At 40.3% G+C, this 15,603-nt stretch carries 11 protein-coding genes; 7 read left to right on the plus strand and 4 right to left on the minus strand.

What is annotated here, in order from left to right:
* The first annotated feature begins 21 nt into the window (after positions 1-21).
* From ABWV72_RS07290 to ABWV72_RS07300, 3 genes are read left to right on the plus strand one after another with little or no spacing between them, the layout of a single operon-like run.
* Positions 22-2,328: an efflux RND transporter permease subunit gene (locus ABWV72_RS07290; protein ID WP_353369620.1), complete on the plus strand. Its 2,307-nt coding sequence runs from the start codon at positions 22-24 to the stop codon at positions 2,326-2,328.
* Complete coding sequence (locus ABWV72_RS07295) at positions 2,318-3,127, plus strand: outer membrane lipoprotein-sorting protein (protein WP_353369622.1); 810 nt, start codon at positions 2,318-2,320, stop codon at positions 3,125-3,127. The genes ABWV72_RS07290 and ABWV72_RS07295 overlap by 11 nt, the downstream gene beginning before the upstream one ends.
* Entirely contained in the window at positions 3,096-4,316 is a 1,221-nt protein-coding gene (locus ABWV72_RS07300) for a hypothetical protein (protein ID WP_353369624.1), read from the plus strand. The genes ABWV72_RS07295 and ABWV72_RS07300 overlap by 32 nt, the downstream gene beginning before the upstream one ends.
* 22 nt (positions 4,317-4,338) lie before the next feature.
* On the opposite strand, the gene ABWV72_RS07305 is transcribed toward ABWV72_RS07300, so the two are convergent.
* Genes ABWV72_RS07305 through ABWV72_RS07320 form a run of 4 tightly spaced genes read right to left on the minus strand, consistent with a single transcriptional unit; the run spans position 4,339 to position 9,928 of the window.
* On the minus strand, positions 4,339-5,784 hold the full coding sequence (locus ABWV72_RS07305) for a polysaccharide lyase (protein ID WP_216049985.1): 1,446 nt from the start codon (positions 5,782-5,784) through the stop codon (positions 4,339-4,341).
* 24 nt (positions 5,785-5,808) lie between these two features.
* Complete coding sequence (locus tag ABWV72_RS07310) at positions 5,809-7,101, minus strand: chondroitinase-B domain-containing protein (RefSeq protein ID WP_353369627.1); 1,293 nt, start codon at positions 7,099-7,101, stop codon at positions 5,809-5,811.
* A 21-nt stretch (positions 7,102-7,122) separates the two neighbouring features.
* Complete coding sequence (locus ABWV72_RS07315; protein ID WP_216049987.1) at positions 7,123-8,358, minus strand: pyridoxal-dependent decarboxylase, exosortase A system-associated; 1,236 nt, start codon at positions 8,356-8,358, stop codon at positions 7,123-7,125.
* Positions 8,351-9,928: an acyl-CoA ligase (AMP-forming), exosortase A system-associated gene (locus tag ABWV72_RS07320; RefSeq protein WP_353369629.1), complete on the minus strand. Its 1,578-nt coding sequence runs from the start codon at positions 9,926-9,928 to the stop codon at positions 8,351-8,353. The genes ABWV72_RS07315 and ABWV72_RS07320 overlap by 8 nt, the downstream gene beginning before the upstream one ends.
* 134 nt (positions 9,929-10,062) lie before the next feature.
* Between ABWV72_RS07320 and ABWV72_RS07325 the strand changes: the two genes are divergently transcribed.
* The 4 genes from ABWV72_RS07325 (at position 10,063) to prsT (ending at position 15,467) form a co-directional block, all read left to right on the plus strand.
* Positions 10,063-10,305 (plus strand): acyl carrier protein, encoded by a 243-nt coding sequence (locus ABWV72_RS07325; protein ID WP_216049989.1) that lies wholly within the window; start codon positions 10,063-10,065, stop codon positions 10,303-10,305.
* Between the two features lie 25 nt (positions 10,306-10,330).
* Positions 10,331-11,455, plus strand: a complete 1,125-nt coding sequence (wecB, locus tag ABWV72_RS07330) for a non-hydrolyzing UDP-N-acetylglucosamine 2-epimerase (RefSeq protein ID WP_342807231.1) — start codon at positions 10,331-10,333, stop codon at positions 11,453-11,455.
* Between the two features lie 9 nt (positions 11,456-11,464).
* Complete coding sequence (gene wecC, locus ABWV72_RS07335) at positions 11,465-12,706, plus strand: UDP-N-acetyl-D-mannosamine dehydrogenase (RefSeq protein ID WP_342807233.1); 1,242 nt, start codon at positions 11,465-11,467, stop codon at positions 12,704-12,706.
* 94 nt (positions 12,707-12,800) lie between these two features.
* Positions 12,801-15,467: an XrtA/PEP-CTERM system TPR-repeat protein PrsT gene (gene prsT, locus ABWV72_RS07340; protein ID WP_353369632.1), complete on the plus strand. Its 2,667-nt coding sequence runs from the start codon at positions 12,801-12,803 to the stop codon at positions 15,465-15,467.
* The last annotated feature ends 136 nt before the right edge of the window (positions 15,468-15,603 follow it).

Here is a 15,603-nt window from a genome sequence, read left to right on the forward strand (position 1 = left end):
ACCCCCCTTAGAGGATTAAAAATGCGCAGTTTGTGGTTGAATACCGTTTTAAATAGACCCTGGTTAACAATATTTCTAAGTCTAATATTTATTGTCCTGTGTGGGGCAGGTGCGCAGAAATTAGCCTTCAACGGTGATTATAAAGTTTATTTTGAGAAAGATAACCCGCAGCGAATTGCATTTGAAGAGATGCAGGCTATTTTTAGTAAAAACGAAAACGCCAATATCCTAATTTCGCCAAAAACGGGAAATGTTTTCAACCCAACTACCTTAAAATTAATAGCTGACTTTACCGAAGACGCTTGGCAAACGCCCTTATCTAGTCGCGTCGACTCAATCGCCAACTTTCAGCATACTTGGGCTGAAGACGATGACATGATAGTTGAGCAATTAATACTTGATTCCGACAAGATCGATAATGCGTTGGTTGAGCGAGTAAAAAGTGTTGCTTTAGTAGAACCGAATTTACTTAATCGATTAGTAGACGCGGACGGAAAAGTCGCGCTTGTGGCCGTGACGGTTAATCTTCCTGATGGGGATAAGACCAAAGAAACCGCTGAGATTGTTGAGTTTCTAAAACAATTAACTGCCAAGTATGAATTGTTATATCCCGACCATGAATTTCATCATACCGGCATTGTATTTATGAATTCTGCTTTTGAAACCGCGGCGAAAGGCGATGCTTCAACCCTTGTACCTTTGATGTTTGTTGTTATTTTAGTGGTTTTAGGCGTGTTATTACGGTCTTTTGTTGGCACCTTTGTGACGTTGTTGGTGGTTGCGCTTTCAATTGTCTCAACAATGGGGATCGGCGGCTGGATTGGGTTTGATTTAACCACTGCAACAGTTAACGTTCCGACTTTGGTTATGACGTTAGCTGTGGCCGATTGTGTGCATGTTATCGCGTCTTTGTTATATGAGTTACGACAAGGTAAAGGAAAATTAGAAGCTATCGAAACCAGTATGCAACTGAATATCAAGCCTATTTTTATCACCAGCGCGACAACTGCTATTGGTTTTCTAACATTAAACTTTTCAAATGTCCCTGCGCTGGCTGATTTAGGCACATTAACCGCAATAGGTGTGATGATAGCCTTTGTTATGTCGATTAGTTTTCTGCCTTCTATACTGCGAGTTTTGCCAATAAAAGCAGCTAAAGCATCACATAGCGGCAATGATAGCTTCGTAAAGATTGGAGAGTGGGTAATAGCCCACCATAAACGTATATTACCCTTTACTGTTGTAGTGGTTGTTGCCGCTATAGGTACGTCACTTATGAACAAGATAAATGACACTCCTGTTGAATATTTTGATGATAGTGCGGAATTCAAAATTGCCGCAGATTATCAAGAGCAAGTTTTAAGCGGTATGACAACAATAGATTTTGCTTTATTTACCGAACAAGAGTCGGGAATTAACGAGCCGACCAGTCTGAAACATATTCATGAATTTAGTCAGTGGTTAAAAGCACGACCAGAGGTGGACAACGTATCTACAATTAGTGATGTTTATTTACGGCTTAATAAAAATATGCATGGCGATGACCCAGCGTATTATCGTTTGCCAGAAAGCCAGCCATTGGCCGCACAGTTTTTACTCCTTTATGAAATGTCACTACCGTTTAACTTAGACCTTAATAATCAGTTAAATATTGATAAATCGGGAACTAGAATCTTTGTTACTATGCAAACCTTAGGCAGTAAAGAAATTACCTCTTTTGAACAGCAAGCTTATCAGTGGGTCGAAGAAAATGCCCCAGAATTGCGCTTAACTGCTGGTAGTCAAAACTTAATGTTTGCTCACATCGGTGAAGCAAATATGAATAGTTTACTTAGAGGTACAGTTTTGGCTTTGGTTTTAATTAGTGTCATCTTAATGTTTGCGCTGAAATCTTGGAAAATGGGGGCCATAAGTTTAATCCCCAATTTATTACCAGCAGCAATTGGTTTTGGCATTTGGGGACTATACTCGGGCGAAATTAATATGGGCTTGTCAGTCGTATTAAGTATGGCTTTAGGTATAATAGTCGACGACACCGTTCATTTTTTAAGTAAATACCAGCATGCGCGGCAACACGGTGAATCTGCTGAAAATGCCGTGCGATATGCTTTTAAAAGTGTTGGTAAAGCGCTTTGGGTAACCACTGTGGTTTTAACTTTAGGGTTTGCTGTCTTAACTTTATCCAGCTTTGCACTAAACTCTGATATGGGGCTGTTAACAGGTATTATTATTGTCGTTGCTTTAGCTGTCGATTTCCTGTTTTTACCCGCTTTTCTATTGATGTTTGACAAACAAAATTTGTCTGAGGAAGCAAGCAATGAAATTTAATCAAATTCATATTAAACGTTTCGGTCTTTTTTTTACTGTATTCATGTTATGCACAATCGGCAAAGAAGGGGTGGCACAATCGCCACAGGAAAAAGGGTTAGAAATCGCCAAAGAGCGTAAATTGCGAGATCGAGGTTGGGGAGATTCTGTGGCTCAATTAACTATGATTTTGCGCAACTCTCAAGGGCAAGAAACTGAGCGGGCGATGCGTTTGCATGGGCTTGAAAATCTAGATGGGGGGGACAAGTCGCTCACTATATTTGATGAGCCCAAAGATGTAAATGGAACCGCATTTCTTAATTTCTCTCATGCCAAAAAGCCCGATGAACAATGGATTTATTTGCCTGCGTTAAAACGAGTCAAGCGAATTGCATCGCGCAATAAATCTGGTCCATTTATGGGCAGTGAATTTGCGTATGAAGATATGACAGCGTTTGAAGTTGAGAAATATACTTTTAAATATATTACTGATGAAACCTACAAAAATCGAAAAATGTTTGTGGTTGAACAAACACCTGTAGATGAGTTTTCTGGCTACACTCGACAAAAGGTTTGGATAGATCAAGAACGATACATCCCTTACAAAATAGAGTACTTTGATAAGAAAAATAGTTTATTAAAAACCCTTGAATTAGATGAGTATACTTTATACTTAGATAAATATTGGCGTGCATTGCGCACTGAAATGTTTAATGAGCAAAATGGTAAAAGTACCGAGCTTATTACCCATGAAATTGAGTTTAAAACTGGACTAGAGGACAGTGACTTTGACAAGAATAGTCTCAAACGGGCGAGGTAGTACCGCTGCTCTAACATGCTTAGCGTTGTTATTTACTGCTTCTAATTCAGCCGCCAGTGATATTGAAATTCGCGGCTCAGCAGTGATTGAACAACGTTATTTTTTGCAGGATGCTTTGTATGAAGAGCAGGACCGTGCGAACTTTTCTATCTACGGGTATGCTGAAATCTACAAAGCTTTCAATGATGGCGATGATAGCATTTCGTTCAAACCTTTTTATCGCATAGATCAAAACGACGATGAGCGAACTCATGCTGATATTCGCGAACTTATCTGGTTGCACGTTGGTGACGGTTGGGAAATGCGTACCGGCGTGGGTAAAGTGTTTTGGGGACAAACAGAATCCTTACATCTGGTTGATGTTATTAACCAAACTGATTCGATTGAAGCCATTGATGGTGAAGATAAGCTTGGCCAACCCATGGTCAACCTTTCGTTAATTAGAGATTGGGGAACCACTTCTGTCTTCGTTTTACCTTACTTTCGTGAACGTACGTTTGCCGGATTAGATGGACGACCAAGGTTCGCGCTAGACGTTGATACTGATAATCCACTCTATGAGTCGGATGATGATGAAAATAATGTTGATTGGGCAGCCCGTTGGCAGCACACGTTAGGAATGTGGGAAGTTGGGGTCTCTTACTTTGATGGTACTTCTCGAGAGCCTATTTTAGTTCCTGAATTAAATGAAGACTCGGCTTTGCTTCGACCTTATTATCCTCAAATGCAACAGGCTGGTATCGATCTTCTTGCGGTAATGGGATCTTGGCTTATTAAGTTTGAAGGAATAAGCCGTAAAACTACAGCTGAAGATTACACTGCGTTAGTGGGAGGATTTGAATATACCACTGTTGGTGTGTTTGACACTCAATTTGATTTGGGGTGGCTGATGGAGTACCAATATGATGGTCGGGACAATACTCTGCTCACACCGTCGCAGAATGATTTAATGCTTGGTACCCGCGTTGTCTACAATGATATTGATGGCACTGAAATTCTGTTTGGTATTGTGCAAGATTTAGATGAAACTAATAGTCGTTCGGGCTTTATTGAAGCATCCAGTCGAATCAGTGACAACTGGAAGTGGCGTCTTGATGCCTGGTTTTTCTCTAGCGATACGCCAGATGAACCTATTTATCAATATCGCCGTGATGATTTTGTTCAATTGAGTATGGAATTCTACTTTTAATCTTAGCCGCCTAAATAGGCGGCTATTTTCTAACTGGACCAATGTAACTTGATGCAATAACGATATTATCGAGATACATATTGAAGTTGTTTTTAGGCTTAGCGACGCCACCAAAATAATAATTTAACCATACTTTTTCTATTTTAAGTTTATCCGTATCTCTGAAGTGCATATTTTCCCGTTCATAAATGAGTATTCCATCTATCCATACTCTGAAAATACCATCGTTATCACCAGGGGTATTTAATTTGATATATTGTTCAATTGAATACCAGCGTCCCGGTTTCATTGTCGATAACTCGTCTCCCCAAGATATAGTTTTGCCATATTTGTTCTTGGTATCCACTTCGTAAAGGTAACTACCGATTGGCATTCGGCCTCCCCATTCAAGGTTTGATGAAGGCACAGTTTGAAAAAATGATCCACGTACCGACCACCCATTTTTTCCATTGTTTGGCCGACCACCCCAGCCGGCTTTGTTGTATGTGCCGCTGAAGCCTGGCAGTTTTCCACCACCACTAACCTTAGCGCCTGGAGCTAACATCGAATAATATCTAAAATAAGCTTCTTCGGGCTCACGTCCAATTTCCTTAGCAAAATAATAGTCGAGGTTACCGGCTAGATTACGAGAAGTTCTAAATTGAATATTCACGCTGTTGCCGGGCTGACCAGTAAAGTGTCTAACGTTTTTGTGTTTTATAAATTGTAACTCTCCAGTGTTTTGCCATTTGGGTTCAGACATGCCAATTTTATTCTTAATCTCGTTTAACCAACTTTGCTCGTCAAAATCATCTGCATAATAAACTGCGCTATCTTGTTTAATTCCTTTATCTAGTATGTATTTTTGTGCAATCCCGTTAACTTCTGGCAGCCGAGATGGCGGAACATAATCTATTTGATCTGTTTGCAGCGTCGACTTGCCGTACTGACGTTTTGTCGTGGTGAGAAGTAACTTAAGATTTTTCAAAGATTGCCAATCGATATCTTCGCTAAACTGGAATTTCAGCAGCACACTATGTCCACCTCCAGCTTTAATAATCGACTTAGATCCATCTGGTTTACGATTTTTTTTAGCCACAAAGGTATCTATTTCCGCTAACAATAAACGCTTTTTATCGCCTTCTACAAAGGTTAATTGAGGTGCATTGTATCCACCTTTTTCAACGCTGTGGAAATCGGCCACGCCTTTGTTTCCTGGGGCGGCGGAAATGGTAATCATTAGTGGATTAGTTAATTTAACAGACGATAGGTCGATGCTAATAGTGTGCTCACGATCCAGATCCTGAACTTCAAACTCATTTAAATGCCGGGCATACTTTTTATGGAATTTAGCAAAATTACCTTCAGGCCAATATATTTGGGCCATATTACTGGCGTAATTGAAGGTAACACTGTTGTCGAATATTTGTGCTTCAGAAGGCAGCGTGAAAAATATTAAAGAATATAAAGATAAAAATAAGTTTTTCATTTTAACTGAGTAGGCTGTGAGCTGTTATTTAACCATAACATTGTCTCGTTGACTTATAAATGCATTGTCTCTGGCATTAATACGCCCATTTAATCTATTATCAAATATTTTCACTGAAGTTTGTTTATAGCGAGCATCTATACCGACAGAGTTCAATATGGTGTTTCCGCTTATTTCTGTGTCGGCAGCTTTATTGAGATAGATGCTCACATCATTGATACAGTTAAGCACCAAGTTATTTTTTATCTTTCCCGCAAAATGCTCATACTCACAATCTGTATTTTGACAAAATTGATCCTGAGTGCCACCATCTCCGAATGATAAGCCCACCCGAACATCTAAGCTCGATTGATAAGGTAAATGCCACGCACAATTCACCACATTATTGCTAAACACACCACCTGAGCCTCCGCCCTTCATAAACCCTCCGTATGTTACTGAAACTCTACCACTTAATTGGCGAGCAAAGTCAGCAATGAAATTGTTATCAACAAGCCAATTGTTTCCTCCTACCACATCTATTGGCGTCGCTGGGGTGTCGGTTTTTCGTAAGGTTTGATTATAAAAATCATTGTGTTGTACTAACACGTTATCAGCAAATACTGCGGGGCTTTGTTGGTAGTTTCCATTGGCTTTCAAGGCGGCGTTAAAATCGATAAATTGATTATTAATTAGTTGGGTTTGATCAGCATTACCATACATATGGATTGCATGTTCGCAATATCTTTGTTGACCACAGGCTCCTTGGAATGTGAGATTTTCAATGCGCCAATTGCTTTTATTTAAATATATACCCTCTGTATTTTTAATTTCCAAAATGCTGGTACCCGGCACGCTGCTTAATAGTCGAATAGGACTGTCTTGACTACCGTGGTGTCTCACTTCAAGACGTTTTAGAATAGAATAATGACCTGGATAGAGCAGAATCACATCGCCTTTTCGAGCCTTCAACATTGCAGATCGTAACTCTTCGACGTTTTGCACGGGGTAAAAATTGGAAGCGAGTAATGACAGTGCTTTAATACTGTGAGAATCAATTATTTTGTTATGGTCAACTCCAACCCCAGAGGCTTCTTTATCAAACGGAATCAGTGATGGTTGAGGTATGAGTTTGAGGAACAAGTCAGCACTTTTTAACAGCGTAAGCCTTATTCCCCAATTTTTATGCAGATTAATTTGTACGTACTGACGGCCTTTGATTGTTAGCTCTTTTGCGTAATCTGTTTGTAGAAAAATCAGAACAACTGCAGAAGCAATAAAGACGAAAAAAGCGCAAGCGATAGCAAGCTTTTTAACGCCAGCCTTATAAAATTTCATAAACTATTAAGCCAGATTAATTTACAGCAAAATTTCAACTACATGTGGGTGGCCTAAAAAGTCTTGAGGGCTTGCTGTTGGACCGTAAGCACCAGATTGAAATACCACCAACCAATCGCCTATTTGCGGGTCTGTTAACATCATTTTGTCGGCTAGCGTATCTAAGGGAGTGCATAAAGGACCGACGGCGGTAACGGCTTCTGTGCCTTGGCCTAGATTCATTTTATTACCGATTGCCACTGGGTAGTTTTTACGAATCACTTGACCAAAATTACCTGAATTTGAAAGGTGATGATGTAAACCACCATTGGTCATTAAGTAGGTGTGGCCCCGCGACACTTTTTTATCCGTTATTTTACTGACATAAATTCCAGCTTCGGCCACCACAAATCGACCTAATTCAATGATCAGTTCCATTTGAGCTAAATTTGGATATTTAGACAACAGTGTCGCCAGATTATCTCCAATTGGTGCAAGGTCTAATCTAGTTTCTCCTGGAAAATATGGGATACCAAAGCCACCCCCTAAATTAATTGTTTCGACGCTAACTGGAGTCACATCTAAAAGACGCTGGGCTAATTCGAATGTATTGTTATGGGCATCAATAATAGCTTCTTGTTTGAGGTTTTGAGATCCCCAAAATATGTGGAAACCGCGAAATTGTATTTTTTTGTAATCGAGTGTTGGCAGAATTTCAAACAAACGTTCTTCGTCAATACCAAACTGCTTCGGACCACCCCCCATTTTCATACCCGAGGCTTTGAGCTCAAAGGCAGGGTTAACGCGAAACGCAATGATCGGCAATATTCCTACTTGCTGACCTATTTCGATGGCCCGCGCTAGTTCCAGCTCTGATTCCACATGTAATGTGACACCGGCACAAATAGCGGATTTAATTTCAGCTTGTTGTTTGGCTGGACCTGCGAAACTAATGTCTTTTACCGGCATACCAGATTGGATAGCAATTAACATTTCTTTTTGCGATGCTACATCGAAGCCCTCTACCCATTCGCACATGGCATTCACCAGTGGCGGGTAGGGATTGGCTTTAATTGCATAATGTAATTTTATTGCGTCAGGTATTGCTTGATTAAATTTGTCTATTTGTGCTTTTACGATTTTTTTGTCGTAAGCATAAAACACTGATTTATCAAGCATTGCTTCGATGGTGTCAAGATTTTTTCCACCCACTAAAATCTGCTGATGATCGGTCTCGAATTGGTCCATAGGGGCGTGCACGGGAGTGGGTTTAGACATTTTCGTACTTTTCCTTTACTTCTTTATTAAGCAAACTGCGGTCAACTTTACCATTTGGATTGCGTGGAAGCGACGTTCTGAATTCGACGTATTTGGGGTGCATGAAATTGGGCATGGCCTTTTTGCACATCGCCAATATTTCTTTTTCGGAATGTTTTGCATTTTCTTTGAGTACAAGCAATAACGTAATGGCTTGCCCCAGCTCAGAGTCCTTTACACCACTGGCTATGGCCTCAGCAATATCACTGGCTCCTTGATAACATGCCTCCTCAACTTCCATTGGGCTGACTCGGTAGCCCGAAGTTTTAATCATTTCATCTTTGCGCCCTACAAAGTACAGGAAGCCTTCATCATCTCGTTTAACCGTATCTCCTGACCAAACGGCCATTTCTTGCAATACTAAACCGCCAAGCTGAGCGGGCACAGGTTTAAATCGTTCAGCTGTTTTAGCCGGATCGTTCCAGTAGCCTAGGCTGACATGAGGACCTCTGTGGACCAGTTCACCGGGCTCATCGACATCACATTCAGTGCCATCCTCTCTAACCACCATTACCTCTGCATTAGGAATGGCTTTACCCATGGAGCCGATTTTGTGATCCACTAAAGCAGGAGCCAAATAAGTACTACGAAAGGCTTCAGTCAAGCCATACATCAAGTAAGGTTTTGCATTGGGGAATGTTGCGCGAATCGAGGTTAGGGTTACCTGCGGCATAGCACCACCGGAATTGGTGAAATAGCGTAAATTTTCGGTTGCTTCTGTTGTCCATTTAGCTTTCATTAATTGTTGCCATAGCGGCGGCACAGCTGCTAGACCGGTGACTTGATGTTGCGCCATTGCTTTCACAACATCACCTGCCAAAAAGTAGTCCATTAGCACTACGGTTGCACCACACAACAATCCAGTAGTAATTTGGCTTAGTCCATAATCAAAACTCAAAGGTAGCAGTGCTAAAAGCACATCTGATTGATCATTTTCTAAGTATTCGGCGACGCTAATTGCCCCTACAACAATATTGCGATGAGACAACACAACCCCTTTGGGTCTGCCAGTGCTGCCTGATGTATACAAGATGGCAGCCATGTCATTGTCGGTGCGATGTACATGTTTCAACGCTTGAATTGGTAAATCTGAGAGTAACGAAAAAGACACGCCATCAATGCTAAACGCGGGTAGTTTGTCGGTGAGTATTACTTGTTGTAGAGCAGGGCAGTTGGATAATACCGGTTCAAGAGATTTAAGTCTGTCACTGCTAGTAATCAGAATTTTGACATCACAGTCATTTAGGATGTGTCGAACTTGCGGCCCTTTTAAAACCGAATTCACTGGAACGAACACACCGTTTGCGCGACTAATTGCGAATAAACTTACGATAGTCTCAGGCAATTTGGGTAGGAAAACCGCGACCCGATCGTGCCGTTCTACCCCGATAGATTGAAGACCACAGGCCAAATTCAAAACATTATTTTCAAGTTCTTCATAAGTCATTTTCGTTTGTTTGAAAATTAACGCAGACTTTTGAGCATGCTGTTTAGCTGATTCCGATACTAACTCATCAAAAAACGTTACCATTTTTAATACTTATCTCTTGTTTATGGGTTGCAACTATTTCTTATTACTTTAAATAATGGAACAATACATTAACGGATGATAGAGATTAATGCTCTATCTAGCGAAAAAATTATAATAATACAGGTACTAAGAGTATGAATACAGCTGCGTCTGTGAAAGAAATATTAATTGATGTTTTACAATTATCCAGTGATGTTGAATTTGATGAAGAAACTCCCCTGTTAGGCGCAATCCCTGAATTTGATTCAATGGCGGTAGTAACAGTGTTAACGTCGATAGAAGACACTTTTGGTGTTGAGGTCGATGATGATGAAATAAGCGCTGATATATTCGAGACATTTGGTGCCTTGTGCGGATATGTAGAAACCAAAGTCTAGTTTACCTAATCAATAAAGAGTCATTATGAAATATCAAAAAATTATGTTGGTGTTTGGGACCCGTCCTGAAGCGATAAAGATGGCGCCATTAGCAATTGAGCTTAAAAAACATAGCCAGTTAGATGTGTCAGTTTGTGTGACCGCACAACATCGTCAAATGCTTGATCAAGTATTGTCGCTTTTTGAACTGACACCAGACTTTGATTTAGATTTAATGCAACCTGGGCAAGATTTATACGACATTACCACTCGGGCATTGTTGGGATTACGGGATGTTTTCAGTGAAGCCAAACCAGACTTAATTTTAGTTCATGGTGATACCACAACCACTTTTGCAGCATCCTTAGCGGCATTTTATCAACGTATACCTGTGGGTCATGTGGAAGCTGGGCTTCGCACCGGTGATATCTATAGTCCTTGGCCTGAAGAGATAAACCGCAAATTAACCGGTGCCTTAACCAAACTGCATTTCGCACCCACGCCAAAAGCTGAAGCTAATTTGTTGGTGGAGAACATATCTAAGGATTCTGTTTTTGTCACAGGCAATACCGTCATAGACGCGCTCATTCAGGTGGAAAATAAAATAGCCACTAATACAGCATTGAATAGCGAACTTGCCAGTCGATTTGAGTTTTTGGATGCAAGTAAAAAGCTCATTCTCGTCACCGGCCATCGTCGCGAGAGTTTTGGAGATGGCTTTGAGAATATATGTAGGGCGTTAAAAACCTTAGCCGAGCAAGAAAACGTACAGGTACTTTATCCTGTGCATTTAAATCCTAATGTACAAGAGCCGGTCAATCGTTTGTTAGCAAATACGCCAGACGTATTTCTAATTGATCCGCAAGATTACCTTCCTTTTGTGTACCTAATGAGCCGAGCTCACATTATTCTTACCGATTCTGGTGGAGTGCAAGAAGAAGCGCCCTCTATTGGTAAGCCTGTATTGGTAATGCGCAACACAACCGAAAGACCAGAAGCAGTTGAAGCCGGTACGGTTAAATTGGTTGGTACGGATTACGATAAAATAGTTGAAAATGCGTTTGCGCTGTTAAATGATGAGAAAGCTTATCAGGCAATGTCTTTCGCCCATAATCCTTATGGAGATGGCAAAGCATGTCAACGAATAGCGGATTTAATTATAAATAACTAAGGGAAAAACATGGCATTTGCTAAAGTTTCAGTTATTGGTTTGGGGTATATTGGTTTGCCCACTGCCGCAGTCATCGCTTCTCGTGGTGTAGAAGTGATTGGTATTGATGTCTCTGAAAAGGCTGTTGATACAATTAATCAAGGCAAGGTACATATTGTTGAACCTGATTTAGACATGGTTGTTCAAGCTGCTGTGACTATGGGGAAACTAAGAGCCTCCCTCACACCTGAACCAGCTGACGCTTTTATGATAGCCGTCCCTACACCTTTTAAAGAAGGTAAAAAACCCGATTTAAGTTTTATTGAAAAAGCGGCTAATGCCATTGCTCCGGTATTGGAAAAAGGTAATTTAATTGTATTAGAGTCAACGTCTCCTGTAGGCGCTACTGAAAAATTGACTGCTTGGTTGCAAGAACTTCGTCCAGATTTGCACTTCCCCGGACACAGTAGCCAAGAGCCTGATATGTTTGTGGCACATTGTCCTGAACGAGTACTCCCTGGGCGTGTGTTAGAAGAGTTGGTATCAAATGACCGTATTATCGGTGGTATGTCCGCGGAATGCAGTGACAAAGCCATTGAGCTTTACGATGTGTTTGTACGTGGGAACTGTTTGAAAACCACCGCTCGCACTGCAGAAATGGCCAAACTCACTGAAAATAGCTTCCGCGATGTAAACATTGCCTTTGCAAATGAGTTATCGATGATATGTGATGAATTGCATATCAATGTATGGGACTTAATTGCATTAGCTAACCGTCATCCAAGGGTTAATATATTGACGCCAGGTCCTGGTGTTGGTGGGCACTGTATAGCTGTAGACCCTTGGTTTATCGTTGACTCGGCTCCCGAAACAGCAAGAATTATTCGTACTGCTAGAGAAGTTAACGACGGCAAGCCAGGCTTTGTTATTGGCAAAGTTCAAAAAGCTGCTGACGAATTTAAACGACCTGTAATTGCCTGTTTAGGATTGGCATTCAAACCTGATATTGACGATTTGCGTGAAAGTCCTGCTTTGGATATTACTCTCCGGTTAGCGCAGATGGGATTGGGCAAAGTGCTTGCAGTTGAACCTAATATCCATGCATTACCGGATAAATTAGTTGCTGCGGATATTGAATTGTTACCCATTGAAACAGCTCTGGAGCGAGCTAATATAGTGGTTGTATTGGTTAACCATAAGCAGTTTAAAGGCCTTGATAAAACCCATTTAAATACTAAAGTTCTGATAGATTCCAGTGGGCTTATTGCCTAGTTGTTGAGCTATTTCAATGATAAAATCATCATAGATAGGCCCTATTCGGGCCCATCTAATTCCTAAATTTCATACCAACTTTAAAGAGAAACATATGTGTTCAGTTAAAAAATACGGAGTATTGCTTGTTGTTCTGGTAATGATGGGGTGTAGTCAAAAAACACCTTCCGAATACATCGATGAAGCGGAAAAAGCGATTTTACAAAATGACACTGAAAGTGCAGTAATCGTACTCAAGAATGCATTGTCATCAGATCCTAAAAACTTAAGAGCAAGATTTTTATTAGGCTCGGTATATTTTCAACGGGGTAATTCGAACTCTGCGGAAAAAGAACTAAAGATAGCTTTTGAAGGAGGGTACTTTAAAAATGAAGTTTTACCTCTTTATTTAGGTACGCTCAATTTTTTACAGCGAGATGACGAAATAATTCAAGTGGTAGAGCGTTTAACTGGGCTCACTAGCGAGACTGAAGCGATCGCTCAGGTATATAAAGGCTTAGCACTATTTAGAAAAAATGAAGTTTCGCGGGCAAAACTAGCTATAAAGCGAGCGTCTGAGCTTTATCCTAATTCATCCTATAGTCGTTTGGGAAGGGCTCATCACGCACTAAACGATGGTGAAGTCACTGATGCACTAATCATTCTTGAAGAGTTACTAGCTGAAGACCCGAAATTTATGGAAGCGGTGTTGCTGCAGGGACAATTGAGCATGCAGCAACGGGACTATGCAACTGCGATTAAAGACTTCACTGAATATGTTGAGCAGAAACCTGGTGATGCACAGGGTAATTTTTTGCTTATCGATGCATTGTTGCGAAACGAGCAATACGATAAAGCAGAATCACTTACAGTTGATTTACTTAAAAAGCTCCCAGATAACCCACAGCTAAACGAATTTAGGGGAATCGTTGAATTCAATAAAAAAGAGTACTCTGCTGCGAAAACATCCATGGAAAAGGCTATTTCAGCGGGCTCTAATTCACCCACTTCACGACTTATTGCAGGTGTTTCATCTTATAATTTACAGAAGCTAGAGCAAGCTCACAACCATTTAGCTGCAGTACAAAATGTCCTTCCAGATTCACATCCTGCAAAAAGGCTTTTCGCAGAAATCCAATTGCGCTTAGGCTATAGCACTGATGCTGCGCAAACTTTAGGTGGTATGGGAAGTTATGATCTGAATGATGTTACTTTGTTTACCCAAGCTGGTTTCGATCTAATAAAAAGTGGAGATGATTCCAAAGCGCGAAAAATGTTGGAATTGGCTAAAAAAACCGAGCCAACTAACGCAGAAGAGTTAACCCGTGTTGGTATTCTAAAATTATCTCTTAAAGATGATTCAGGAAAAGAAAATTTAATAACGGCCATAGAACTATCTCCTGAAATGGAAACAGCACGTTTGGTTTTAGCTCAAGCATATGTGAGTGAAGGCGAATATGAATTAGCGGTTGGCGTTGCAAAAAATTGGATTGCGTTTGCACCAGAACAAATAACCGCCTACAACCTTTTGGCTGAAATTTATGAAGTGTCTGAACAAAATCAACTAGCAGAGCAAACTCATAATGAAATACTTAAACTTGCGCCTAATAATCCTGCTTCATTAAAATTTTTGGCTGAGTTAGCTAAACAAAATGGAAATGAAGATAAGGCACTTAGTCTTCTTAAAACAGCTGCGCAGAATAATCCAGAGTATGTTCAAGGTTCATTTGATTATTTTATTGAAGCTTCACGACAAGGCAAAGATGAACAATCGCAAGCATTGGATTTAATTAAGTCCATGTATGAAAAGCAGCCAGATGATTTAATGAAGCAACTCAATTATGCTCGTGCACTGGTATTTAATGTTGAACCACAAAAAGCGCTAAGTATTTTAGAGAATATAAAGCCCGCTAAGGATATGCCTCTTTTCTTTTGGAAAGCTCAAGCTGATAGTTATTTAGCGCTTAATAAACCAACAGATGCTTTGAATGTTTATTCTCGTTGGCAACAACTAGAACCAAAAAGAAGAGAGCCTTGGACGGGAGCGATCTATATCAATGACGGCCTTCGGGACTTGTCCGGTGCGTTAGATACAGTTAAGCGAGCCTTGGGGTATCATCAAGATGACCCTGAGTTTAAAGTAATGGAAGTTCATTACAGTTTAATGAGTGGTAATGTATCTGTTGCAAAAAGGCTGATGAATAATCTCCCTGAACAAGTTAAATCTTTGGTTACGGTCAAAGGTATTAATGGCCAAATACTCTTTGCAGAAGGCAAAATTAAGGAATCGTTGCCGTTATTAGAAGAGTCTTATAATGCGAGTTTAGATGGTCGCTTTGCAATTTTAATAGCGAAAGCGAAAGCTAATTTAGAGAACGCTGACTCCGCAATAGATTTTCTTGAAGAGCACTTAGCGAAACGTCCTAATGATGTCAATGTAAGGGGGCGTTTAGCTGAGAGTTACATGGATATCCAGCCAGAAAAAGCAATTGAGCATTATGAAATGATTGTAAAGTTCTTACCAGAGAACATTATTGCATTAAACAATCTTGGATGGCTTTATACTCAAGCCGGTAATAGTCAAAAGGCTGTTGACTATGCGCAAAAAGCAGTGGCTTTGCGTCCAGAGAACCCTAAGCTTTTAGACACCCTTGGCGTTGCATTACTGGAAGACGGACAAATAAAGCGTGCTATTGAAGTGAGTAAAAAAGCATTTGATATTGAACCGAGTAATCAGAGTTATCGTATTCATTACGAGAATTCTCTCAAAGCAAATCAATAAATATTTAGGTTTGGGTAAATAAAGTGTCAGAATTTTTAACAGGGCTGAAATGATGTTAAATTAAAATACTTATAAATCAACAGGATAAAAGTTGGCCCGTAATGTGCTTTAACTTAACCATGGAAAGCTTGTGACT

It is taken from the genome of Aliiglaciecola sp. NS0011-25 (assembly GCF_040370605.1).
In the GTDB taxonomy this organism is placed as follows: Bacteria; Pseudomonadota; Gammaproteobacteria; order Enterobacterales; family Alteromonadaceae; genus Aliiglaciecola; species Aliiglaciecola lipolytica_A.